Source organism: Mesorhizobium sp. ESP-6-4 (assembly GCF_020164735.1).
Classification (GTDB): domain Bacteria; phylum Pseudomonadota; class Alphaproteobacteria; order Rhizobiales; family Rhizobiaceae; genus Mesorhizobium.
Genome location: NZ_JAIUGS010000011.1, coordinates 114732 through 136537 on the forward strand (window position 1 = coordinate 114732; position 21806 = coordinate 136537).

Consider the following 21806-nt stretch of genomic DNA (forward strand, 5'->3'; position numbering starts at 1 on the left):
CGGCGTTCCGCCGGTCGCCCTCACCCAAAATACTCCTGCAGCGGCCGCACCTCGAGGTTCCCCGCACGCAGCGCCGCAATCGCTTCCGCCACCGCGGCCGCGCCCGACAGCGTCGTGTAATACGGCACCTTCTGCATCAGCGTTGCCCTGCGCAGCGACTTCGAGTCCGACACCGCCTTTTGGCCGTCGGTGGTGTTGAAGACGATCTGGACCTGGCGGTTGCGGATGGCGTCCTCGATGTGGGGGCGGCCTTCGAGCACCTTGTTGATCTTCTCGGCCACCACTCCGTTCTCGGCGAGGAAGCGGGCGGTGCCGGAGGTGGCGAGCACTTTAAAACCCTGGCCGGCGAGGCGTTTTACGGCCGGCAAGATGCCCTTCTTGTCCTCGTCGCGCACCGAGACGAACAGCGTGCCGGAGCGCGGCAGGTCGACGCCGGCGCCGAGCTGGCTCTTGGCGAAGGCGAGCGCAAAGTCGCGGTCGAGGCCCATCACCTCGCCGGTCGAGCGCATCTCCGGGCCGAGCAGGATGTCGACGCCGGGGAAGCGGGCGAAGGGGAAGACGGCTTCCTTGACCGCGATGTGGCCCGGGTTGCGCGCGTCGGGCATGGCGCCGTAATGGGCGAAGGCGTTTTCAAGCGTCTCGCCGGCCATGATCCGGGCGGCGATCTTGGCGATCGGACGCCCGATGGTCTTGGCGACGAAGGGCACGGTGCGCGAGGCGCGGGGGTTCACCTCCAGCACATAGACCGTGCCGTCCTTGATCGCATATTGCACGTTCATCAAGCCGCCGACATTGAGCGCGCGGGCCAAGGCCGCCGTCTGGCGCTCCAGCTCGTCGACGAGGTCGGAGGGCAGCGAGTGCACCGGCAGCGAGCAGGCCGAGTCGCCCGAATGGATGCCGGCTTCCTCGATGTGCTCCAGAATGCCGGAGACGAAGGTATCCTTGCCGTCGCACAGGCAATCGACATCGACTTCGATGGCGCCGGAGAGATAGGTGTCGAACAGCAGCGGGTTCTTGCCCAGCAGCGTGTTGATCTGGCCAGTCTTGTCGTTGGGGTATTTCTGCTTGATGTCCTCCGGCACCAGGCCGGGCACGGTGTCGAGCAGGTAGGTCTGCAGCATGCCTTCGTCATGGATGATCTGCATGGCGCGGCCGCCGAGCACATAGGACGGGCGCACCACCAGCGGGAAGCCGAGCTCGCCGGCGACGAGGCGGGCCTGCTCGACCGAATAGGCGATGCCGTTCTTCGGCTGGCTGAGGTTCAGCTTGTGCAAGAGCTTCTGGAAGCGGTCGCGGTCCTCCGCCAGGTCGATCATGTCGGGCGAGGTGCCGAGGATCGGGATGCCGGCCTTCTCCAGCGCGTCAGCCAGCTTCAGCGGCGTCTGGCCGCCGAACTGGACGATGACGCCGACGAGCTCGCCCGACGCCCGCTCGGCGCGCAGGATCTCCAGCACGTCCTCCGCCGTCAGCGGATCGAAATAGAGCCGGTCCGACGTGTCGTAGTCGGTCGAGACCGTCTCCGGGTTGCAGTTGATCATGATCGCTTCATAGCCGGCGTCGCGCAGGGCGAAGGCGGCGTGGCAGCAGCAATAGTCGAACTCGATGCCCTGGCCGATACGGTTCGGGCCGCCGCCGAGGATCACGACCTTCTTGCGCGACGACACGCGCGCCTCGTTGGCGGGCTCGCCGACGAAGGGCACTTCATAGGTCGAGTACATATAGGCGGTCGGCGAGGCGAATTCGGCCGCGCAGGTGTCGATGCGCTTGTAGACCGGATGAACGTCGAGCTTTTCTCGAGCCTTCTGAATCGCTTCCGCGTCGGTCTTCGTCAGCGAGGCGAGGCGGGCGTCGGAAAAGCCCATCGCCTTCAGCATACGCAGATTGACGGCATCCTGCGGCAGGCCGTGCTCGCGCACGCGCTCTTCCATGGCGATGATGCCGGCGATCTGCTCGAGGAACCACGGGTCGATCTTGCACATGGCGTGCACGTCTTCCAGCGAGGTGCCCATACGGATCGCCTGCGCCACCATGCGCAGCCGATCCGGCGTCGGCGTGCCGAGCGCGGCGCGGATCGCGTTTCGGTCGTCGGTGTGGCTGGCGGCGGTGCTCCCGTGGCCAAGGCCCGGAATCTCGATCTCATCCAATCCGGTGAGGCCGGTTTCCAGTCCGCGCAAAGCCTTCTGCAGCGATTCCTGAAAAGTGCGGCCGATGGCCATCACTTCGCCCACCGACTTCATGGCGGTGGTCAGCACCGGCTCGGCGCCGGGGAATTTCTCGAAGGCAAAGCGCGGGATCTTCGTCACCACATAGTCGATGGTCGGCTCGAACGAGGCGGGCGTCGCGCCGCCGGTGATGTCGTTCTCCAGCTCGTCCAGCGTGTAGCCGACGGCAAGCTTGGCCGCGACCTTGGCGATCGGGAAGCCGGTGGCCTTGGAGGCAAGCGCCGACGAGCGCGAGACGCGCGGGTTCATCTCGATGACCACCAGGCGGCCGTCGGCCGGGTTGACGGCGAACTGCACGTTGGAGCCGCCGGTCTCGACGCCGATCTCGCGCAGCACCGCGATCGAGGCGTTGCGCATCATCTGATATTCCTTGTCAGTCAGCGTCAGCGCCGGCGCGACGGTGATGGAATCGCCGGTATGCACGCCCATCGGATCGAGGTTCTCGATCGAGCAGATGATGATGCAGTTGTCCGCCCTGTCGCGGACGACCTCCATCTCGTACTCCTTCCAGCCGAGCACGCTCTCCTCGATCAGCACCTCGGTGGTGGGCGAGGCGTCGAGGCCGGACTGGACGATGTCGTAGAATTCGGCGCGGTTGTAGGCGATGCCGCCGCCGGTGCCGCCCATGGTGAAGGAGGGGCGGATGATGGCCGGCAGGCCGACATGGTCGAGCGCCTGGGCGGCGATCGCCATGGCGTGGCTGATATAGCGCTGCTTGCGGTCGCCTTCGCCGAGGTTCCAGCGGGTTTCCAGCGCATCGAGGGCGGCGTCGAGGTTTTCGGGATGTTCCGCCTTCAGCGCGGCGCGCTCGGCCTCATGCGTCTTGCGGTCGGCGTTCTTGACGTCGGTGGCGTTGGCCAGCATCGACTTCGGCGTTTCGAGGCCGATCTTGCTCATCGCCTCGCGGAACAGCGCGCGGTCCTCGGCCTTGTCGATGGCGGCCGCGTCGGCGCCGATCATCTCCACTTGATAGCGCTCGAGCACGCCCATGCGGCGCAGCGACAGCGCGGTGTTGAGCGCGGTCTGGCCGCCCATGGTCGGCAGCAGCGCATCCGGCCGCTCCTTGGCGATGATCTTGGCCACCACTTCGGGCGTGATCGGCTCGATATAGGTGGCGTCGGCCAGCTCCGGATCGGTCATGATGGTGGCCGGATTGGAGTTGACCAGGATGACGCGGAAGCCCTCTTCCTTCAGCGCCTTGCAGGCCTGGGTGCCGGAATAGTCGAACTCGCAAGCCTGGCCGATGACGATGGGGCCGGCCCCGATGATCAGGATCGACTTGATGTCGGTGCGTCTTGGCATGTCTACGGGTTCCGTTCGGCGAGCAGCTTGCACGAAAAACCGGGCGGGAAGGACCCGGCCGGTTGTGCTTGCGATTCTGGTATCAGGCTAGGAGGGCCTTATAGGGAAGAGTTTTGGCGGATGTAACCCCGAAAATGAGGGGAGTAGGGGAGTAGGGGAGTAGGGCAGTAGGGCAGTAGGCAGTAGGGCAGTAGGGCAGTAGGGCAGTAGGGCAGTAGGGCAGTAGGGCAGTAGGGCAGTAGGGCAGTAGGGCAGTAGGGGGCCTCTCTTCCCTATTGCCTTACTGCCCCACTGCCTTATTCCCCTGTATCAGTACCCAACGCCACTGCGTCCGTGATCTCAAAGCGCTCGGACACGCCAATGCGGATCATGTTGAGGCTGCCTTCGCGGGTGAAGCGGAATTCGTCGGAGGAGTCGGAGCCGGCGGGCTTGCCGTCGTGGAAATTGATGAGGCGCGTGCCGCCGTCCGGCCAGGCCACGGTCACGACGCTGTCGCCGCCCTCATGCGCGACACTGATTTCGCAGCGGGTCATCGGCTGGCCGACATGGCGGGCGCAGGGGATGCCGGCGTCCGGGGTGTCGGACCCGGCGCTGGCCGAGGCCGCGAAGGCGAGGGCGTAGGCATCCCGCATGGCGATTGCGCTGATATCGATTGCCGTTGGCGGAGCGGCCGGCTCGCTGCGGCCCAGGCGCGCCGCAATGTCCGGCTGCGGTTCTTCGGAAGACTCGGGCGCATTGGCTTCCCGTGGCAGGTTTGCATCCGTCGCCGGCGCGGCGGCATCTTCAGGCGCCGGCGCAGGGTTGTTTGGGCTGAGATAGCGGGCGGGCGCCCAACCGACGATATGCGCGTCCTGCGTATCCTCGACCTTGCACCAGGGATAGCCGTTGACGACGTTGCAGCCGAAATTCTTGACGGCCGTGCCGTTGGGAAGCCGCGCCGCCACCTTTCCACTCGGCGAAGCGGTGACGCGGATGTTGAGGAGATCGTCCGGTGCCAGGCCGCCGATAATCGAAACGATCGGTCCCGGCGCATCCTGGGCCACGGCCGGCAGGGGCGCCGCCAGCAGTGGAGCGACGAAGAGCAGCGTGGATGGGAGCCTAACCCTGCGCTTCATGCATAGGCTCCGCTCGATCGGGATATGAACTCCGCTCAATCCTCATAAATCCGGTCCGCAGCGCGTGTGCCCATTCCGGCCGTTCCGCCTGTTCGGCCTGCTTTGCGGCGGCTTCATGGTCGTAGTCCACCGCGATCGCCTCGAAGCGGTCGGCGCGGCCGGGCACGTCCAGCTCGACGATGCCGTAGCGGGCATACGGCGAGCCTTGCTCGGAGACATGCGCCGGCGGCGTGTCATCGTCATAGGCGGGGCAGCCGACGCTGCCGGGGTTGAAGATGACCGGACCGTCGGGGATGCGGATCAGCTCGTTGCGATGGCTGTGGCCGCACAGCACGAGGCGGCAGGCCGGATCGAGCGGCTTCAGCCGGCGCCTGATCGCGGCGAGTGGCGCGCGCACCAACTGGCCGTCGACAATGGCGTCGGCGAGGTATTTTTCGTCATGGTCCGGCCGGGCGTGGAAGGCTATGACGCCGGGCACGATCTCCAATGTGAGCGGCAGGGCGAGCAACGCCGCGCGCTGCGGCGCGGTCAACCGCTCCTGGGCGTAGCGGTCGGACGGCCACATGGCTTCATCGGCCACGTCCTGGGCGACGCGGCGGTCGTGATTGCCGCGCACCGTCGGAAGATTGAGCGCCTGCAGCCGTTCCATCGTCTGGCGCGGCCAGAGCGGGCCAGACACGCAGTCGCCGAGATTGACGATGATGTCGGCGCCGCCTCGCTGGTTCAGATCGTCGAGCACAGCGTCCAAGGCGAGCACGTTGCCGTGGATGTCGGCCACTACGGCGATGCGCATGAGAGCTCCATGACAGGCAATTTCGTCAGCGCCGCAATCAGGCCTCGAGTTCCATCTCGGACGTGCCGACCGCCGGCAGATCCTTGTCGCCGTCAGCCGCGGCGATCACGCTGTCGAGCAGGCCGGGAAAGCGCTTGTCGAGGTCGTCGCGGCGCAGCGTGATCAACCGGCTGGTGCCGACCGCTTCGCTGCGGGTGACGCCCGCCTCGCGCAGCTTGGCGAGGTGGTAGCTGAGATTGGTCTTGGAGGCGAGGTCGAGGAACTTGCTGCAGTTCATCGGCACGCCTTCCTTGCGAGCCAGATAGCGGACAATGGCAAGCCGGGTCGGGTCGCCGAGCACGGCGAGCACGATCGGCAGGCTGATCTGGTCGGCGGTTGGATGGGGCAGGCTCATGGCCCAGAATTAAGCACAAACGGCACGAACTTCAACGCGGCTTCCTTTTCTGCCGACAGACATAGCCTCTTCCTTTCGGCCGTCCTGACACAGGGCTGTCAGCAGGGTTCAGCTATTTTCTCCCGGCTCGGTTGACATCATGCCCCGCTATGTCCAATTGTTCAATAACCTTTGAACTAAGGACATTTCCCCATGGACAAGCGGATCTTCTGGCTTGCGCTCGGATCGTTCGCGATCTCGACCGAAGGCTTCGTCATCTCCAGCCTTCTTCCCGATATCGCCACTGACGCCGGCATCTCCGTGCCGCTCGCCGGCTCGCTGATCACCGCCTTCGCGCTCGCCTATGCGTTCGGCGCGCCGGTGCTGGCGACTCTGACCGGCGAATGGGACCGGCGGCGCGTCATCTTGTGGACGCTGGTGTTCTTCGTCCTTGGTAATGTTGCTGCCGCGCTCAGTTCGTCATTCGAGGTGCTTTTGATCGCCCGCATCGTGATGGCGCTGTCGTCCGGCCTGTTCGCGGCGACCGCGCAAGGCACGGCGGTGGCGCTGGTCGACGACCACCACCGGGCGCGCGCCATCGCCGTCGTCGTCGGCGGCACCACTGTGGCGGTTGCCGTCGGCGCGCCGCTCGGCGCGCTGGTAGCGGCCATTGCCGGCTGGCGCGGCACTTTCTTCGCCATTGCCGGGCTCGGCGCGCTGGCCGGTGCGATCCTGTGGTACCGGTTGCCGCGCGGCATCGTCGGCACCAAGCTGCCGTTGAGGGCGCGGCTGGCGGCGGCAGTGCGGCCCGGCGTGATGCCGATCCTGCTGACCACGGTGCTGGCGCTGATCGGAGCCTTCACCGTCTTTGCCTTCATCGCGCCCTTGGCCATAGAAGGCGGCGGGCTCTCTCCGATCGCGCTGCCGGGCATGCTGCTCGCCTTCGGCGTCGGCGCCGTCATCGGCAACATCGCCGGCGGGCAGGCCGCCGACCGCTTCGGCGCCACCCGAACCGTCGCCTGGTCGCTGGCGCTCTCCGCCGCGATGCTCGCCACCTTCTCGGTGATCCCGACCTTCTTGCCGCATCATATCGCCGGGCCGGCGCTGATGGCCATGATGGTGCCATGGGGCATCGTCGGCTGGGCTTTTCCGCCGGCGCAGGCGAGCCGCATCATCAAGCTGGCGCCGGATGCCGCGCCCATCGTGCTGTCGCTCAACGCCTCGGCGCTCTATCTGGGCGTCGCGCTGGGCGCGGTGGTCGGCGCCGCAGTGCTGCGCTTCGGCGCCCCGGCCGATCTCGGCCTGATTGCGGCGGTGTTCCCGATCGTCGGGCTGGGCGTCGTGCTTGCCGGCCGGATGTTGGCCCGCCCAGTGGCGATGCCGGCCGAGTAACGGTTTCAAAGCCTGATCGGCGGCCGCTTCTTCAGAGTGAAGGAGCGACCGTCGGCATTTCCAGATCGAGATCAGCCACCGCGTCCAGCGCCGCACGCAGCTTTGCCGCCTGCTCCGCACCAACCTTTTTCTCGAACTGCCGCTGCGCGACGCTCCACAGCTTGAGCGCCTCGTCGAGCTTGGCCTGTCCTCGCGGCGTCAGCCGCACGCGCTTGACGCGGCGGTCGTCCTTGTCGGGGAAGGTCTCGACATAGCCGTCGCGGATCAGCGGCTTCAGCGTATGGCCGAGCGCGGACAGATCCATGATCAGCGCTTCGGCGATGGTGCCCATCGCCGGCTCGTCGCTGATGTGGATCTGAAAGAGCAGCCCGAACTGCGTGCTCTTCAGGCCCGAAGGCGCCAGCGCGTCGTCGTAGAAGCGGCCGAGACTGCGCGCGGCACGGCGCAGCGTGGCGTTGTTGCAGTCGCTGAATCCGGGCTTGTGAGCTTCGGTCATGATCACTCCTCGCCGGCGCGTCGACGCGCCAGCCTGCTGCAGAAATAGTTTTCGCCGCCGCCGTTGACAAGATAGTGGCATATACCTACTTCGCGAAAGTGGCATATGCCACTAAGTTGGATCAGAAGCCCGGCAGATGATCGGATGGTCGGCGCTGGGCCAAGCGAAGCAAACAAAGGAACAGGACAATGAGCACGAAGGACAATAAGGGCACGGCCGTCATCACTGGCGCCTCGTCGGGCATAGGCGCGGTCTATGCAGACCGGCTGGCAGAGCAGGGATACGATCTGGTGCTGGTGGCGCGGCGCGCCGACCGGCTGCGGGAGTTGGCGGACAAGCTGGCCTATGCCTATGGCCGCAAGGTCGAGACGATCATCGCCGACCTTGCGGTCGATGCCGATTTGCGCCGCGTCGAGCAGGCGGTGGCGGCGGATGACAGCGTGGCGCTGTTGGTCAACAATGCCGGCGTGGGTGGCCTGGAGACGATCGCCGACGCCGACGCCGACGCGGCCGAGCGCATGATCAAGGTCAATGTCGTGGCGCTGACCCGGCTGACCCGCGCGGTGCTGCCCGGCCTGCTTGCGCGCAATCGCGGCGGGATCATCAACATCGCCTCGGTCGTTGCCTATGGCATCGCCGTCGGCGGTATTTACAGCGGCACCAAGGCCTATGTCGCCAACTTCACGGAAGCGCTGCAGAAGGAAGTCGCCGGCACCAATGTGAAAGTCCAGTCCGTCGTGCCCGGACCGGTCCGCACCGAGTTGTGGGACGTCTCTGGTATCAGCCTTGACGGGATCAATCCGGACTGGATCATGAGCGCCGACGATCTGGTCGACGCCGCGCTTGCCGGGTTCGCCCAGGGCGAGACCCTCACCGCGCCCGGCCTTGCCGATGCGGCTGGGCTGGCCACCTATCTCGGTGCCCGGGACCAGTTCTTCGGGAGTCTGTTCTCCGGCAAGCCCGCGGCGCGCTACGCCGTCTGAGAACTAGGTTCCTCTCCCCCACCTTCGTGGGGGCGACGAACAGCACTACACCGGCCGCCACATCTGCAGGATCGAGGCGGCCAGCAACAGGCCGAGCACGATGTTGAGCGCGCGCCACTGGCGCTCCGTCTTGAGCAGACGGGCAAGCAGGGTTCCCGCCACGCACCACAGCGACAGCGAAAAGGCTGCGGTCAGCCCGAACACGGCGCCCAGCAGCAGCGCAAGCTGCAACGGACCATCCGCCAGTGCCGCGAAGGATGCGGCGGCGCCGAGCCCCATCGCCCAGCCTTTCGGATTCATCCACTGGATGCCGGCGCCGCCGAAAAAGCTGTTCGGCCTGGCCATGCTGATGTCGAGGTTGGGCGGGCCGCTGCGGCCGATCTTGATCGCCAGCCAGATCAGATAGAGAGAGCCTGCAATTTTCATGGCAAGCTGCAGGGATGGAATGGCGGCCAGAAGTCCAGCCAGGCCTGCCGCGCCCGCGGCGGCCACGGTAGCCAGCCCCGCGGCGCTGCCGGCCATCAGCGGCACCGAACGGCGAAAGCCGAATTGTGCGCCGGACGCGGTCGACAACGTCGTGGCGATGCCGGGCGTCGAGGTCGAGATCAGCGCGAACAGGACCAGGGGGATGATGGTGTCTGACATGCGGGCCTCCCAATCGGGGAGCAGACATACTTAGGCGCTTGGCAGCATCAGTAAATGCAATGTTTGGTATGGTTTGCATTAGCGATTATAATACCGGGCATGATCCGCGATCTCGACACGACCCTTATCCGCGCCTTCGTCACCACCGCCGACAAGGCCAGCATGACGGCGGCCGCCAATGCGCTTCACCTGACGCAAGGCGCCGTCAGCCAGCAGATCAAGCGGCTGGAGGAGGTGCTCGGCCAGAGCCTGTTCGAGCGCGACCGTCGCGGCCTGAGGCTGACGCGGGTGGGCGAGCGGCTGCTCGACAAAGCCCGCCGCCTGCTGCAGCTCAATGACGAGATCCTTGCCGAGATCAGGGGAAGGGCGGTTGCCGGACAGGTGCGGATCGGCGTACCTTACGACCTTGTCGGCACGCTGCTCGCGCCCGTGCTGAAGGCCTATGCGGAAGCCTATCCGCAGGTGGAGATTTCGCTGATCTGCGCGTCCTCGCCGGAACTCGCGGCGGCCCTGGCGGCGGGCACCATCGACCTTGCCGTCATCGAGGAGCGTGTCGGCCCGACCCTTGGCGAATGCCTGCTCGTCGACCGGCTGGTCTGGGTCGGCGCCAGAGGCGGGACGGCACGCCTGAAGCGGCCGCTGCCGGTTTCGATCGTCGCCGACACCTGCGCCTTCCGACCGGCGGTGCTGGCCGCACTTGGCGAACACGGGCTCGACTGGCGCACAGTATTCGAGAACGGCAACATCGATGCGACCACCGCGACAGTGCGCTCGGACCTTGCCGTGACCGCATGGCTTGCCTCGACGGTTCCGGCCGATCTCGACATATTGTCAGACGCCGGCCTTCCGGCGCTGCCGAATTTCTCCGTCAACCTGCATCTGCCGAAACATGCCGCCGCGCCGGCCGCAAAGGCTTTTGCCAGCCATATCCGCGAAGGTCTTTCCCGCTATCGGCAGGCGGCGTGACGCGGCGTCAGCCTTTCGCTGCCATGGCGACCGCCAATTGCGCGTCGAAAGCGCGCTTGAAGGCCGGCCGCGCCTCGCCGCGGGCGACATAGGCGGCAACGTTCGGGAATTCGTTCAGCAGTCCCGATCTTTGCAGCCGGCGCAGCACGCCCACCATGACAAGGTCACCGGCGCTGAAGGCGCCATCGAGCCAATCACTATCGCCGAGACGGCGGGCAAGATCGGCCAGCCGCTTGCGGATGCGGTCGTCAACCAAGGGCAGGCGCTGGTCGTGCCACGGTGCGTCGCGCTCCAGAATCACGGCCGTCGCGCGGTCCAGGATCGGCTGCTCGATGGTGCTGAAGGCTGCGAACATCCAGGCGACGGCGCGCGCCCGTGCGTTTGCGTCCTCCGGCAACAGGCCTGCGTGACGCACCGCGATGTGAAGGACGATCGCGCCTGACTCGAACAGGGTGAGATCGCCTTCTTCATAGGTCGGGATACTGCCGAAGGGATTGATCGCAAGGTGCGCGGGTTGCTTCATCGCATCGAACGAAACGAGGCGAATATCATAGGGCTGGCCGACTTCCTCGAGCGCCCAGCGCACGTGCATGTCGCGCGCGAGCCCCCTGCCGCCATCGGGCGATCGTTCAAAGGCGGTGATCGTGGGCATCATTGGCGGCTCCTGACCGTTCAATCGTCGTTCGAAAGAGAGGCAATGGCGGCGGGTCTGCCCGCCGCGCGACAGCCTTGTGCTACTTCCAATTTTTGCGCCGTTCGAGCTCGGCTTCCGAAGGCTCCTGCTGGGCAAACGAGCCCGTACGGATTTCGCCTCCGCGCTCATAGGTCGCCATGATGACGCCGGTGGTGGAAGCCTGCGATTTGACGAGCTTGAAGGCCGCAGGCATCGCGTTGTCGCCGAACAGCCGCTTACCCTTGCCCAGCAGCAGCGGGAAGGTCATCAGCCGGATCTCGTCGATCAGCCCGTTGGCGAGCAGGGTCTGGATCAGATTGCCCGATCCCTGGATGAGCAGGTCGGGTCCATCTTCCTGCTTGAGCTCCTTGAGCCTGGCAACGACATCCGGTCCGAGCGACTGCGTGTTCTGCCAGGTCAGCGTATCCGGCCGGTGCGTCGCCACATATTTGACCGCGGGGTTGAAGACAGCCGCGATCGGATCGTTCTGATACGGCCAGTATGCGGCGAAGATATCGTAGGTTCTGCGGCCGAGCAGCAGGTCGAACGGCTTGGAGAACATTTCCTCCATGGCCGCGCCTGCCACCTCGTCAAAATAATGGAAGGTCCAGCCGCCGAATTTGAAGCCGCCGACCGGATCCTCTTCCGGCCCGCCCGGCGCCTGCATGACGCCGTCGAGGCTAACGAATGTGGCGGCGATGATCTTGCGCATCAGTCTTCTCCCTTTCACGATCCGCGCCGTCGCGGCCGGATTTCTGCCTAAGGCATTCGACGCATTCCTGACGGAAAACCGCTTCGCACTTTTCCTGGAATTGCTCCAAGGACGAACGGCAAGGCTGATCTCCGACACAGCCCCGCGAATTTCTAGCGCGTGTCGTCGACGCGAATGGCGCGTGACGAGAACCAGACCTCGCCGAAGACGGCGGTGGCAGTGCGGTCGGGCGCCTTGTCTTTCCTCAGCCAGATCGAGCGGGTGCGCGCGGCGCGCTCACGTGTCGGTATTTTTGCGCCCGGCTCGGCAGTGGAGGCGCCGACGCAAGGGATGAACCAGGAGCCCATGAAAGGCCGGCAGGCAAAGCCGTTTTCCAGGCGCATTACGAGCACCGCGAGGCCGACGGTTTCGGAGGGACGCCACGGAAAGATCATGCGGCCGCCGGGCTTCAGCGCTTTCAGCCACGCGGCGGGCGGCGCGACGACGCCGGCATTGACATAGACGATGTCGGAGGGCGGCAAAGGGTTGGCGACGGCGTCGCCGTGGATCACCTCGATGTTGCGGTACCGGGCGAGGTTCGCCTTGGCGCGCGCGGCAAGATCGGCCTCGATCTCGAAGGCGGTGACGCCGCCCCCCGGCTCGACCAGCCTCGCCAGCAGCGCCGTGTAATAGCCTGTGCCGGCGCCGATATGGATAACGTGCTCGCCCGGCTTCGGCTCGACCTTGCCGAGCCACATCGCGTGCAGCATCGGCTCGCCATTGTTGATGCCCTTGTCGGCATCGAGCACGACGAGCACATTCTGGTAGATATAACCAGGATCGGCGCTTGGCGTCTGGAACCGGCCTTCGCCGGCAAAGACGGTCCATGGCCCCGGACCCAGGAAGGCCTCGCGCGGCACCGCGGCGAACACCTCCTCGATGCGTGGATCGGCCGACCGGGCGTGCGCAGCCATCAGCCTGGCGTAGAATCTGCGGGCTTCGTCCGGTTTGGCCATGGCGCGAAGATAGCGCGGCCGGCGCGAATGTCGCGGTCAGCCGGCGAAGGTGTCGTAGAGGAGCTTGAAGTTGAGAACGAGGATGACGGCGGCAACCACCCAGGCCAACGCTGCAACGCCGCGCGGTATGGCGAAATTGCCCATCTTCTTCTTGTCCGACACGAACTGCACCAGCGGCACCACCGCGAAAGGCAGCTGCATCGACAGGATCACCTGGCTGAAGACGAGCAACTGGCCGGTTCCCTTCTCGCCATAGAGTGCTGTGACGACCACCACGGGGACGATGGCAATGCCGCGCGTTACCAGGCGCCGCGCCCATTGCGGGATGCGCAGGCGCAGGAAGCCTTCCATCACGATCTGGCCGGCGAGCGTCGCGGTGACGGTCGAGTTGAGGCCCGAGGCAAGCAGTGCGACGGCAAACAGGATCGAGGCGATGCCCAGGCCGAGCAGCGGCGACAGCAGCTCGAAGGCCTGGCCGATCTCGGCGACGTGGTGATGGCCGGTATCGTGGAAGGCGACCGCCGCGACAATCAGGATCGACGCATTGACGAACAGCGCCAGGATCAGCGCGATGGTCGAATCCGTCGTCGCCCATTTGATGGCGTCGCGCTTGCCGGCATCGGTTCGCTCATAGGCGCGGGTCTGCACGATCGAGGAATGCAGATAGAGATTATGCGGCATGACTGTCGCGCCGATGATGCCGATGGCGATATAGAGCATCGCCGGATTGGTGACGATCTCCGGCGATGGCACGAACATCGAATGCAGGATCGTGCCGGCCGGCGGCGCGGCGACGAAGATCTGGATGGCAAAGCAGCCGAAGATGATGATCAGCAGCGCGACGACGAAGGCCTCGAGATAGCGGAAGCCCTTGTTCATCAGCAGCAGCACAAGGAAAGCATCGAGCGCGGTCAGCATGGCGCCGCCGATCAGCGGGATGCCGAACAGAAGCTGCAGGGCGATCGCCGTGCCGATCACCTCGGCCAGGTCGCAGGCGATGATGGCCAGTTCGCAGGCGATCCAGAGCAGCAGGTTGACCGGGCGCGGATAATAGGCGCGGCAGGCCTGGGCGAGGTCGCGGCCGGTGGCGATGCCGAGACGCGCGGCAAGCGCCTGCAGCAGGATCGCCATCAGGTTCGACAGCATGATGATGAAAAGCAGCGTATAGCCGAACTGGGCGCCACCGGCGAGGTCGGTCGCCCAGTTGCCTGGGTCCATATAGCCGACCGAGACCATGTAGCCCGGCCCCATGAAGGCGAACAGGCGGCGGAACCAGACGCCGGTCCGCGGCACCGCGATCGAGGCGTTCACCTCGCGCAGGCTCGGCTGCTCGTCGTCGGGCCTGTCGAATCGCCATGCGGGTCGGGCTACGGTTGCTGCATCGGCATCGGACATGGGATTTCCGCTGGAATTGTCGAACGTGCCTCTTATCTACGCCATGGCTCAACATTATGCAATATGCTATATTTCATTGATCGTGCTTTCGTGATGAACCGAGACAAGGCTGGCGGCGGGGCTGCCGCAAACGCCGGTTGCGCATGAGCGGGAATGCAAATAAACGGCCGGACCATCAGGGGTTCGTGCTATGGATGCGGTCCCGATTCAAGGAGGAGCGCGGATTGGCGCTGAGGAACAAACCGGTTCGACGCGAAGAGCCGCTTCCCGATGCCGAAATCCATTCGGCGGGTTTCCGGCAGACGCGCGAGGCGCGCCGTAGCGCGCTGGTCGAAGACTATGTCGAGCTGATCGCCGACCTGATCGAGGACGGCAATGAGGCGCGGCAGGTGGATATCGCGGCAAGGCTCGGCGTCGCGCAGCCGACGGTGGCAAAGATGCTGACCAGGCTGTGCGCCGACGGGCTGGTGTCGCGAAAGCCCTATCGGGGTGTGTTCCTGACCGAGGCCGGCCGCAGGGTCGCCGAGGAAAGCCGCATCCGCCACCAGACGGTCGAGGCCTTCCTGCGCTCTCTCGGCGTCAGCGCCGAGACGGCGCGCATCGACGCCGAGGGCATCGAGCACCATGTCAGCGCCGAAACGCTGGAAGCTTTCCGCCGGGCGATGACCTCCGCTCGTTGAGCTCGGGCTCGATACGAGAATAGCGCTGCAGGACGCAAAGTGTCGGTTTCGACCTCGCGAAAAATACTGACTTGACGTATTCGTTGCGATAATTGTCTGCAGGGGGGCGGTGGCATGCCGGTCCCTCCAGGACATTCCTGTCGCGAGGAGTTGCCATGCTTTGGAGAGGCCGTCGTCAGAGCGACAACATCGAAGACGAACGCAGCGACAGCGGCGGCGGGCCTGGCGGCGGATTGGGCGGCGGTGGCCAGTTCCGCATCCCCATCGGCGGCCGTACCGGTGGCGGCGGCAGCATCATCCTGGTTATCCTTGTCGTGCTCGCGGGATGGTATTTCGGCTTCGATCCATCGCAGATCCTGGGTGACGGCAGCGGCGGCCTGGTGCCGGGAGACGGCGGCCAGATCTCCGACACACAGGACAATGGCAACGCCCCCGCCAATGACGAGATGAAGCAGTTCGTCGCGACCGTGCTTGCCGATACCGAGGACACCTGGACCGGCATTTTCAAGTCCGAAGGGCTGACCTACCAGGATCCCAAGCTGGTGCTGTTCAGTGGCCAGGTCCGTTCGGCCTGTGGTTTCGCCTCGGCGGCGGCAGGGCCGTTCTACTGCCCAGGCGATCGCAAGGTCTATCTCGACATGACCTTCTTCCAGCAGCTCGACCAGCAGTTCGGCGCGTCCGGCGAATTCGCCCGTGCCTATGTGGTGGCGCATGAGGTCGGCCACCATGTGCAGAACCTCACCGGTATCATGGGCAAGTTCAACCAGATGCGGCAAGGCATGAGCGAGGCCGACGCCAACCAGCTGTCGGTGCGCGTCGAGCTTCAGGCCGATTGCTTTGCTGGTGTCTGGGCACATTACACGCAGCAGAAGGGCATCCTGGAGCAGGGCGATATCGAAAGCGCGCTGAACGCGGCCAAGCAGATCGGCGACGACACGCTGCAGAAGAGGATGCAGGGCTATGTCGTGCCGGAAAGCTTCAACCACGGCACCTCGCAGCAGCGGCAGACGTGGCTGGCGCGCGGCATAAAGAGCGGCAAGCTGTCCGACTGCAACACGATGGGCGGTCCGATCTGACGCGGCCCTGCCGCTTCTTTGGCGGCTAGGATCGGCGATCAACACGGCTGGCAAGTGATGTCAGGATGAGGCAATTGCCTTCGTTCGCGTATTGTTCCTGTCGGCGACGTCGCCTATAAGATGCCTCCCGCCTTTGCCCCGGGCGGCCTGAGGAGATTATCATCATGATCGACCCCAAAACCGCCAGGCGGGGCCTTGCGCTCGTTTTCACCACGCTGCTGCTCGACATCATCGGCTTCGGCATCATCATGCCTGTGCTGCCGGCCTATCTGGAGGAACTGAGCGGCGTCAGCGTCAGCCAGGCCGCGATCGAGGGCGGCTGGCTGTTCTTCGTCTATGCGGCGATGCAGTTCGTCTTCGCGCCGATCATGGGCGGCTTGAGCGACCGCTTCGGCCGGCGGCCGATCCTGCTTGCCTCGGTGCTGACTTTTTCCATCGACAACCTGATCTGCGCCATCGCCTGGTCCTATCCGATGCTGTTCATCGGCCGCGTGCTCGCCGGTGTTTCCGGCGCCAGCTATTCGACGACATCCGCCTTCATCGCCGACATCTCAAACGACGAGAACCGGGCGAAGAATTTCGGCCTACTCGGCATCGCCTTCGGCGTCGGCTTCGTCATCGGCCCGGTGCTGGGCGGTCTGCTCGGCACGTTCGGGCCGCGCGTGCCGTTCTATTTCGCGGCCGCGCTTGCCTTCGTGAATTTCCTGATCGCGATGTTCCTGCTACCGGAGACGCTGGACGAAAAGCATCGTCGCCGTTTCGAATGGAAGCGTGCCAATCCGGTCGGCACGCTCATGCAGATGCGCAATTATCCCGGCATCGGCTGGATCGGGCTGGTGTTCTTCCTGATGACGCTCGGCCATATGATGTATCCGGCGGTCTGGGCGTTCGTTTCAAACTACCGCTATGGCTGGAACCAGCAGCAGATCGGCTTCTCGCTCGGCGCCTTCGGCCTGTGCGGGGCGATCATCATGGCGACGGTGCTGCCGCGGATCATTCCCAAGCTCGGCGAGTGGAGGACGGCGGCGATCGGCCTGACCTTCACCGCGCTCAGCGCCTTCGGCTATGCGTTTTCGACGCAAGGCTGGATGATTTATGCGGTCATCGTGGCCGGCTGCCTGGAGGCGCTGGCCGATCCGCCGCTCAGAAGCCTCGCCGCCGCCAAGGTGCCGCCCTCGGCGCAGGGCGAATTGCAGGGCGCGATGACCTCGATCTTCTCGATCACCTCGATCATCACGCCGCTGCTCTACACCGCGATATTTTCCTGGTTCACGGGCCCGGCGGCGCCGGTCGTGTTCGGCGGCGCTCCCTATGTGCTCGGCGCAATTTTCCTGACGCTGGCGGTGATCGTCTTCGTGACGAAAGTTGCCAAGCCGACGCCGAAGGAAGTCGAGCGCATGCACACGCAGGAGCCGGTGACGGACGCTGCTTAGGCCGGCTGCTTGAGCTAGGCGCGTTCGGCCAGCGCTTCCTCGCCGCGGCGTTCGCGGATCAGATTGACGAAGCGCCGGAACAGGTAATGCGAATCCTGCGGGCCGGGCGAGGCCTCGGGATGATGCTGGACCGAGAACACTGGACGGCCGGTCAGGGCGATGCCGCAATTCGAGCCGTCGAAGAGCGAGACATGGGTTTCCTCGACGCCTTCGGGCAGAGAGTCGGCGTCGACGGCGAAACCGTGGTTCATTGACACGATCTCGACCTTGCCGGTGGTGTGGTCCTTGACCGGATGGTTGGCGCCGTGATGGCCCTGGTGCATCTTCTCGGTCTTGCCGCCGAGCGCCAGCGCCAGCATCTGATGGCCGAGGCAAATGCCGAACACCGGGATGTCGGTCTTCAAGAGATCCTGGATCACCGGCACGGCATATTCGCCGGTCGCTTCCGGATCGCCGGGGCCGTTCGACAGGAAGATGCCGTCCGGCTGCATGGCCATGATCTCCTCGGCGCCGGTCTTGGCCGGCACGACGGTGACCTTGGCGCCGAGACCCGCAAGCAGGCGCAGGATGTTGCGCTTGACGCCATAGTCGACGGCCACGACGTGCATGGAAGGCTCGCTCCGCTCGCCATAACCTTCGTTCCAGATCCAGGGCGTCTCGCGCCAGACCGAAGACTGGCCCGACGTGACCTCCTTGGCGAGATCGAGGCCGATCAGACCCGACCAGGCAGCCGCCTGCCGCTTCAAATCCTCGATGTCGAAGACGCCGTCGGGCGCATGCGCGATGACGGCATTGGGCATGCCCTTCTCGCGGATCAGCACAGTCAGCGCGCGGGTGTCGATGCCGGACAGCGCGACGATGCCGCGCCGCTTCAGCCACTGGTCGAGATGGCCGGCGGCGCGATAGTTGGACGGGTCGGTGACGTTGGCCTTGAAGATGGCGCCGACAGCGCCGGCGCGGGCGGCCGGATGCAAATCCTCGATGTCCTCGTCATTGGTGCCGACATTGCCGATATGCGGGAAGGTGAAGGTGACGATCTGGCCGGCGTAAGACGGATCGGTGAGGATTTCTTCATAACCGGTCAGGGCGGTGTTGAAGCACACTTCCGCAACCGCCGATCCCGTGGCGCCAAGGCCGCGGCCTTCGATCACCGTGCCGTCGGCGAGTACCAGAAGGGCGGTCGGCTTTTCGGTTGCCCACGGGGCGGTGGTCGTGGCCATGGCGGCACTCCTGTCAGGCGCGGCAATCGGTCGGGAGGACCATTTGCGCAGCAAGGCGCGAAGCTGGATTGCCCGGCTCCCACGCGTCAACTCATTGTCTCATGCAGGACCGAGTACATAGGCGAACGCGCCGGAGCGGTCAATGCGGCGCCCCCAGACCACGGCCGATTTGCTTTCGTCCAGCAATATCAGCGGCTTGGCGGGATTTGCGTTGGCCGTTCGGCAAAGCTATTGTCCGCCGCGTTCGAAGGAGAAGCACGATGCGCGAGAAAATCGCCGAATCCATGAAGAGCGCGATGAAGGCACAGGACAAGCACCGCCTGCCGACACTGCGGCTGATCCAGGCCGCCATCCACGACCGCGACATCGCCAATCGCGGCGCCGGAAAGCCGCCGGCGAGCGAGGAGGAGATCCTGCAGATTCTCGCCAAGATGGTGAAGCAGCGCGAGGAATCCGCCAAGGCCTTCGAGGACGGCAAGCGGCCGGAGCTGGCGGCACAGGAGCGCGGCGAGATGGCGATCATCCGCGAGTTCCTGCCGACGCAGCTCGACGACGCGGCGATCCAGGCTGCGGCGCGCGAGGCGATCGCGGCGACGGGCGCGGCCAGCCAGAAGGACATGGGCAAGGTGATCGGCGCGCTGAAGCAGAAATATGCCGGCCAGATGGACTTCGCCAAGGCGAGCGCCATCATCAAGGGGTTGCTGCAATAGACGACGGTGTCAGTCCTTGCAGATCGGCACCGGCTGCGGCGGTGGCGCCGGATGATCCTTCTTGTACTGGGCGATGATCGGCTCCAGCATCTTCTTCGGCCAGAATTTGGGAGTGCCGATCTCCTTCAGGCAGGAGGCGTTCCAATAGGTGCCCGCGCTTGAGAGCGCCTGGCCGGCAGCCTTGGCCCGGGCGACAGCGGCGATGTCGCGTGATTCCGGATAGATGTAGAGCGTCGTCGGGTTGTTCTTCACGAGGGGGATGATCTGCTCGGCGTCGGCGGGCGACCAGCTGGTGCAGCCATTGCTGCGGCCGCCGGCATAGTTCACCAGCTTGCCGAACGGAACGAGGCCGTCATGGTCGGCATAGGAGCTTTGCGGGCTCTTGCGCATGCACAGGCCCTTCAAGATCGCGGCCGGATGGCCGCCGATCACGCGCTGCCTGGCGTTCGCCGCCTCGCCTTCGCCGTCGAACTGGATGAAGCTGCGCATGAACACCGCGTTCTGCGCGCCGATACGATAGTAGCCCTTGAAGGACGTCTTGGTCTCGGCCGTCATATAGGCGCCGCCGGCCGTCAGCGCCGAGTCCATGGCGTTGCCGAAATTCTTGGCGCAGCGCCTGCCGTTGGAGAAATCGGCAACGCCTTTCAGGTTGCGTCCGCCGCCATGGCCCGAGGAAACCGCGCGGAAGAGCTGCTTGCTTTCACAAATGATGTAGTAGCGCTGGCCAGGCACGCTGTTGCCCAAATCCGCGGGACGCGTGGCATCCATGGCGAAGTAGCAGGGGTTGCTGACCGAACCTTCGCTGACCTTCTTCTGGTAGAGCGCGCGCGCCCGCTCCAGCACGACCTGCGAGATCTGGCCTTCGCCGTCGCCGACATGGCGCTGCAGCCAGTCGGGAACGGTCGACGGCCGCAAGGCCGCGAATGAGCTGACCGATGCCGTCAGGGCGGCCAGGATCGCGACAAGGCAGAAGATGGCCGCGCCCCGCGGAACAGATCTCAACCGCACCCTCTTGCCCCTCCCGTCGAAATGTCTCGTACCCGTGAATCAGCATGGACGATTATAGAAGGTCTCGCACGCATCGGCGAAACACTTCTAGTTTAGCGACGCCTTTTGGAGGTCGGATTTTCGGCACGCCTCGATTGGGCTATGATCTGATTCCGGCGCGCCCACGCCTCCTCCCTCCGTCGGGAAGCATCGTTCATGCAGGGCAGTTTATCACCGAACCAACTGTTCGAGCGCCAGGCATAAGGAGGGGTTGTCAAGATTGCTCGCGGCAGGAGGTTTTTCGATGCGGTTTTCCGCACCCGTCTATCATCTGAAGCGCCAGGCGAGGCTTCTGTCCCGCAGCGAAAATGTGCCCCTCCACCAGGCGCTCGACCGCGTTGCCGCCAAGCAAGGCTTCGGCAGTTGGAGCCTGCTTGCGGCCAAGGCCGCCGAGGCTGCGCCAGCCGGCGCCCTGTTGGCGCGGCTGATCCCCGGCGACATGGTCCTCGTGGCGGCGCGGCCGGGGCAGGGCAAGACGCTGATGAGCCTCGAACTTGCCGTGGCAGCCATGAAGCAAGGCAGTCGCGCCGTATTCTTCACCCTGGAATACATGCATGCCGATATCCTCGATCGGTTCCGTGACATCGGCGTCGACCCGGCCGATTTCAACCACCTCTTCGAGTTCGACAATTCCGACGCCATCAGCGCTACCTACATCATCGAGGCGTTGCGGGCGGCGCCGCGCGGCACGCTGGCGGTCATCGACTATCTGCAACTGCTCGACCAGAAGCGGGAGAATCCGGAACTCATGGTTCAGATCCGCGCCTTGAAATCGTTTGCCCGGGAACGCGGACTGGTGCTCATCTTCATCTCGCAGGTCGACAGGTCATATGATTGCGCCCGGAAAGCGTTCCCGGACATCGGCGATATCCGGCTGCCGAACCCGCTCGACCTGTCGCTGTTCGACAAAGCCTGTTTCCTGAACAAGGGCGAAATCCGGTTTCAGGCGACTTGAGAGCGATCCGTGTCGCTTTTAGGCCGGTCTCGACAGGGAAGCCAAGCATGATCGAAATCGTCAAACCCGCGCTCCAACATTTGCCATCCTACAAGGCGGCGCTCGAGCGCGGCTGGTCACCCGACAATGTGCGGCTCCTCGAAGCGACGCGCGAGCAACTCGAGGCGATCGAGAAGGATCCCGTTGAATTTCTCGCCGGCCTTGACGACCCCGAAGCGAAGGGGCCGCCCATCGTCTTGCCCGACGGCACCGAGGTCGCGCGGCTGCCTGGATTCCGGCGCTGGATCTGGGATGGCGAGGCCGCCGGCTCGATCGGCTTTCGCTGGCAGAAGGGCACGTCGGAGCTGCCCTCGCATGTGCTTGGCCATATCGGCTATGCGGTGGTGCCGTGGAAGCGCAACCGCGGCTACGCCACCGAAGCGCTGCGGCTGATGCTGGACGAGGCGAGAGCGGTCGGGCTCGACCATGTCGAGATCACCAGTGATCTCGACAATCCTGCCTCGCACAAAGTGGTGCTTGCCAATGGCGGCAGGCTGGTCGGGCGGTTTGCCAAACTTGCAGCCTATGGCGGCGCAGAGAGCCTGAGGTTCCGGATCGATCTTTAAAGCGCGTCGCGCTGAAAC

Annotated in this window: 21 protein-coding genes; 9 read left to right on the plus strand and 12 right to left on the minus strand. The window is 65.0% G+C overall.

Annotated elements, in window-relative coordinates:
- Nucleotides 1-20: 20 nt before the first annotated feature.
- The 4 genes from carB to LB523_RS20050 all read right to left on the minus strand — a co-directional run bounded on the left by carB (nucleotide 21) and on the right by LB523_RS20050 (nucleotide 5826).
- A complete protein-coding gene (gene carB / locus LB523_RS20035; protein WP_224606238.1) occupies nucleotides 21-3524 on the minus strand; it encodes a carbamoyl-phosphate synthase large subunit in 3504 nt (1167 codons plus the stop codon).
- Between the two features lie 296 nt (nucleotides 3525-3820).
- Nucleotides 3821-4567 carry an SH3 domain-containing protein gene (locus LB523_RS20040; protein WP_224606241.1) on the minus strand — a complete coding sequence of 249 codons (747 nt, stop codon included), beginning with the start codon at nucleotides 4565-4567 and terminating at the stop codon, nucleotides 3821-3823.
- A 55-nt stretch (nucleotides 4568-4622) separates the two neighbouring features.
- On the minus strand, nucleotides 4623-5432 hold the full coding sequence (locus LB523_RS20045; RefSeq protein WP_224606244.1) for a metallophosphoesterase family protein: 810 nt from the start codon (nucleotides 5430-5432) through the stop codon (nucleotides 4623-4625).
- 37 nt (nucleotides 5433-5469) lie between these two features.
- Entirely contained in the window at nucleotides 5470-5826 is a 357-nt protein-coding gene (locus LB523_RS20050) for an ArsR/SmtB family transcription factor (RefSeq protein ID WP_095766606.1), read from the minus strand.
- Nucleotides 5827-6018: 192 nt separating this feature from the next.
- On the opposite strand from LB523_RS20050, the gene LB523_RS20055 reads away from it, so the two are divergent.
- Nucleotides 6019-7197, plus strand: coding sequence for an MFS transporter (locus LB523_RS20055; protein WP_224543111.1), 1179 nt, complete (start codon nucleotides 6019-6021; stop codon nucleotides 7195-7197).
- Nucleotides 7198-7228: 31 nt separating this feature from the next.
- On the opposite strand, the gene LB523_RS20060 is transcribed toward LB523_RS20055, so the two are convergent.
- The gene (locus tag LB523_RS20060; RefSeq protein ID WP_224606247.1) at nucleotides 7229-7693 is read right to left on the minus strand and encodes a MarR family winged helix-turn-helix transcriptional regulator; all 465 of its coding nucleotides are present in this window, start codon (nucleotides 7691-7693) and stop codon (nucleotides 7229-7231) included.
- A 188-nt stretch (nucleotides 7694-7881) separates the two neighbouring features.
- Between LB523_RS20060 and LB523_RS20065 the strand changes: the two genes are divergently transcribed.
- Complete coding sequence (locus LB523_RS20065) at nucleotides 7882-8676, plus strand: SDR family NAD(P)-dependent oxidoreductase (protein WP_224606250.1); 795 nt, start codon at nucleotides 7882-7884, stop codon at nucleotides 8674-8676.
- A gap of 45 nt (nucleotides 8677-8721) precedes the next feature.
- On the opposite strand, the gene LB523_RS20070 is transcribed toward LB523_RS20065, so the two are convergent.
- Nucleotides 8722-9321: a LysE family translocator gene (locus tag LB523_RS20070; RefSeq protein WP_224530528.1), complete on the minus strand. Its 600-nt coding sequence runs from the start codon at nucleotides 9319-9321 to the stop codon at nucleotides 8722-8724.
- 99 nt (nucleotides 9322-9420) lie between these two features.
- Between LB523_RS20070 and LB523_RS20075 the strand changes: the two genes are divergently transcribed.
- Nucleotides 9421-10287 (plus strand): LysR family transcriptional regulator, encoded by an 867-nt coding sequence (locus LB523_RS20075; protein ID WP_224606253.1) that lies wholly within the window; start codon nucleotides 9421-9423, stop codon nucleotides 10285-10287.
- Between the two features lie 7 nt (nucleotides 10288-10294).
- Here the strand turns inward: LB523_RS20075 and LB523_RS20080 are convergent, their stop codons facing one another.
- The 4 genes from LB523_RS20080 to LB523_RS20095 all read right to left on the minus strand — a co-directional run bounded on the left by LB523_RS20080 (nucleotide 10295) and on the right by LB523_RS20095 (nucleotide 14062).
- Nucleotides 10295-10942 carry a glutathione S-transferase family protein gene (locus LB523_RS20080; RefSeq protein WP_224606256.1) on the minus strand — a complete coding sequence of 216 codons (648 nt, stop codon included), beginning with the start codon at nucleotides 10940-10942 and terminating at the stop codon, nucleotides 10295-10297.
- Nucleotides 10943-11021: 79 nt separating this feature from the next.
- The gene (locus LB523_RS20085) at nucleotides 11022-11672 is read right to left on the minus strand and encodes a dihydrofolate reductase family protein (RefSeq protein ID WP_140629975.1); all 651 of its coding nucleotides are present in this window, start codon (nucleotides 11670-11672) and stop codon (nucleotides 11022-11024) included.
- A gap of 152 nt (nucleotides 11673-11824) precedes the next feature.
- Complete coding sequence (locus LB523_RS20090; RefSeq protein WP_411966484.1) at nucleotides 11825-12625, minus strand: protein-L-isoaspartate O-methyltransferase family protein; 801 nt, start codon at nucleotides 12623-12625, stop codon at nucleotides 11825-11827.
- 78 nt (nucleotides 12626-12703) lie between these two features.
- A complete protein-coding gene (locus tag LB523_RS20095) occupies nucleotides 12704-14062 on the minus strand; it encodes an Nramp family divalent metal transporter (RefSeq protein ID WP_095766614.1) in 1359 nt (452 codons plus the stop codon).
- A gap of 224 nt (nucleotides 14063-14286) precedes the next feature.
- On the opposite strand from LB523_RS20095, the gene mntR reads away from it, so the two are divergent.
- The 3 genes from mntR (at nucleotide 14287) to LB523_RS20110 (ending at nucleotide 17251) form a co-directional block, all read left to right on the plus strand.
- Entirely contained in the window at nucleotides 14287-14742 is a 456-nt protein-coding gene (gene mntR, locus LB523_RS20100; protein WP_224543103.1) for a manganese-binding transcriptional regulator MntR, read from the plus strand.
- Between the two features lie 155 nt (nucleotides 14743-14897).
- The gene (locus LB523_RS20105) at nucleotides 14898-15818 is read left to right on the plus strand and encodes a neutral zinc metallopeptidase (protein WP_224606262.1); all 921 of its coding nucleotides are present in this window, start codon (nucleotides 14898-14900) and stop codon (nucleotides 15816-15818) included.
- A 164-nt stretch (nucleotides 15819-15982) separates the two neighbouring features.
- On the plus strand, nucleotides 15983-17251 hold the full coding sequence (locus LB523_RS20110; RefSeq protein ID WP_224606266.1) for a TCR/Tet family MFS transporter: 1269 nt from the start codon (nucleotides 15983-15985) through the stop codon (nucleotides 17249-17251).
- 14 nt (nucleotides 17252-17265) lie between these two features.
- On the opposite strand, the gene carA is transcribed toward LB523_RS20110, so the two are convergent.
- Nucleotides 17266-18471 (minus strand): glutamine-hydrolyzing carbamoyl-phosphate synthase small subunit, encoded by a 1206-nt coding sequence (gene carA, locus LB523_RS20115; protein WP_224606269.1) that lies wholly within the window; start codon nucleotides 18469-18471, stop codon nucleotides 17266-17268.
- 260 nt (nucleotides 18472-18731) lie between these two features.
- Here carA and LB523_RS20120 point away from each other — a divergent pair, with 260 nt between their 5' ends.
- Nucleotides 18732-19181 (plus strand): GatB/YqeY domain-containing protein, encoded by a 450-nt coding sequence (locus LB523_RS20120; RefSeq protein WP_224606272.1) that lies wholly within the window; start codon nucleotides 18732-18734, stop codon nucleotides 19179-19181.
- Nucleotides 19182-19190: 9 nt separating this feature from the next.
- On the opposite strand, the gene LB523_RS20125 is transcribed toward LB523_RS20120, so the two are convergent.
- Nucleotides 19191-20189 carry a murein L,D-transpeptidase catalytic domain family protein gene (locus LB523_RS20125; RefSeq protein WP_224606275.1) on the minus strand — a complete coding sequence of 333 codons (999 nt, stop codon included), beginning with the start codon at nucleotides 20187-20189 and terminating at the stop codon, nucleotides 19191-19193.
- A 283-nt stretch (nucleotides 20190-20472) separates the two neighbouring features.
- Between LB523_RS20125 and LB523_RS20130 the strand changes: the two genes are divergently transcribed.
- Together LB523_RS20130 and LB523_RS20135 are read left to right on the plus strand one after the other, a co-directional pair.
- The gene (locus LB523_RS20130) at nucleotides 20473-21183 is read left to right on the plus strand and encodes a DNA helicase (protein ID WP_224543098.1); all 711 of its coding nucleotides are present in this window, start codon (nucleotides 20473-20475) and stop codon (nucleotides 21181-21183) included.
- Between the two features lie 47 nt (nucleotides 21184-21230).
- Complete coding sequence (locus tag LB523_RS20135) at nucleotides 21231-21788, plus strand: GNAT family N-acetyltransferase (protein ID WP_224543097.1); 558 nt, start codon at nucleotides 21231-21233, stop codon at nucleotides 21786-21788.
- The last annotated feature ends 18 nt before the right edge of the window (nucleotides 21789-21806 follow it).

Excerpts from the sequence above, each read along its gene's own strand:
- LB523_RS20055 (WP_224543111.1), top strand. The coding sequence starts at position 6,019 with ATGGACAAGCGGATCTTCTGGCTTGCGCTCGGATCGTTCGCGATCTCG.
- LB523_RS20060 (WP_224606247.1), bottom strand. The coding sequence starts at position 7,693 with ATGACCGAAGCTCACAAGCCCGGATTCAGCGACTGCAACAACGCCACG.
- LB523_RS20135 (WP_224543097.1), top strand. The coding sequence starts at position 21,231 with ATGATCGAAATCGTCAAACCCGCGCTCCAACATTTGCCATCCTACAAG.
- carB (WP_224606238.1), bottom strand. The coding sequence starts at position 3,524 with ATGCCAAGACGCACCGACATCAAGTCGATCCTGATCATCGGGGCCGGC.
- LB523_RS20070 (WP_224530528.1), bottom strand. The coding sequence starts at position 9,321 with ATGTCAGACACCATCATCCCCCTGGTCCTGTTCGCGCTGATCTCGACC.
- LB523_RS20095 (WP_095766614.1), bottom strand. The coding sequence starts at position 14,062 with ATGTCCGATGCCGATGCAGCAACCGTAGCCCGACCCGCATGGCGATTC.
- LB523_RS20045 (WP_224606244.1), bottom strand. The coding sequence starts at position 5,432 with ATGCGCATCGCCGTAGTGGCCGACATCCACGGCAACGTGCTCGCCTTG.
- LB523_RS20065 (WP_224606250.1), top strand. The coding sequence starts at position 7,882 with ATGAGCACGAAGGACAATAAGGGCACGGCCGTCATCACTGGCGCCTCG.
- LB523_RS20130 (WP_224543098.1), top strand. The coding sequence starts at position 20,473 with ATGCGGTTTTCCGCACCCGTCTATCATCTGAAGCGCCAGGCGAGGCTT.
- LB523_RS20080 (WP_224606256.1), bottom strand. The coding sequence starts at position 10,942 with ATGATGCCCACGATCACCGCCTTTGAACGATCGCCCGATGGCGGCAGG.
- LB523_RS20085 (WP_140629975.1), bottom strand. The coding sequence starts at position 11,672 with ATGCGCAAGATCATCGCCGCCACATTCGTTAGCCTCGACGGCGTCATG.
- carA (WP_224606269.1), bottom strand. The coding sequence starts at position 18,471 with ATGGCCACGACCACCGCCCCGTGGGCAACCGAAAAGCCGACCGCCCTT.
- LB523_RS20105 (WP_224606262.1), top strand. The coding sequence starts at position 14,898 with ATGCTTTGGAGAGGCCGTCGTCAGAGCGACAACATCGAAGACGAACGC.
- LB523_RS20075 (WP_224606253.1), top strand. The coding sequence starts at position 9,421 with ATGATCCGCGATCTCGACACGACCCTTATCCGCGCCTTCGTCACCACC.
- LB523_RS20050 (WP_095766606.1), bottom strand. The coding sequence starts at position 5,826 with ATGAGCCTGCCCCATCCAACCGCCGACCAGATCAGCCTGCCGATCGTG.
- LB523_RS20110 (WP_224606266.1), top strand. The coding sequence starts at position 15,983 with ATGATCGACCCCAAAACCGCCAGGCGGGGCCTTGCGCTCGTTTTCACC.
- LB523_RS20120 (WP_224606272.1), top strand. The coding sequence starts at position 18,732 with ATGCGCGAGAAAATCGCCGAATCCATGAAGAGCGCGATGAAGGCACAG.
- LB523_RS20090 (WP_411966484.1), bottom strand. The coding sequence starts at position 12,625 with ATGGCTGCGCACGCCCGGTCGGCCGATCCACGCATCGAGGAGGTGTTC.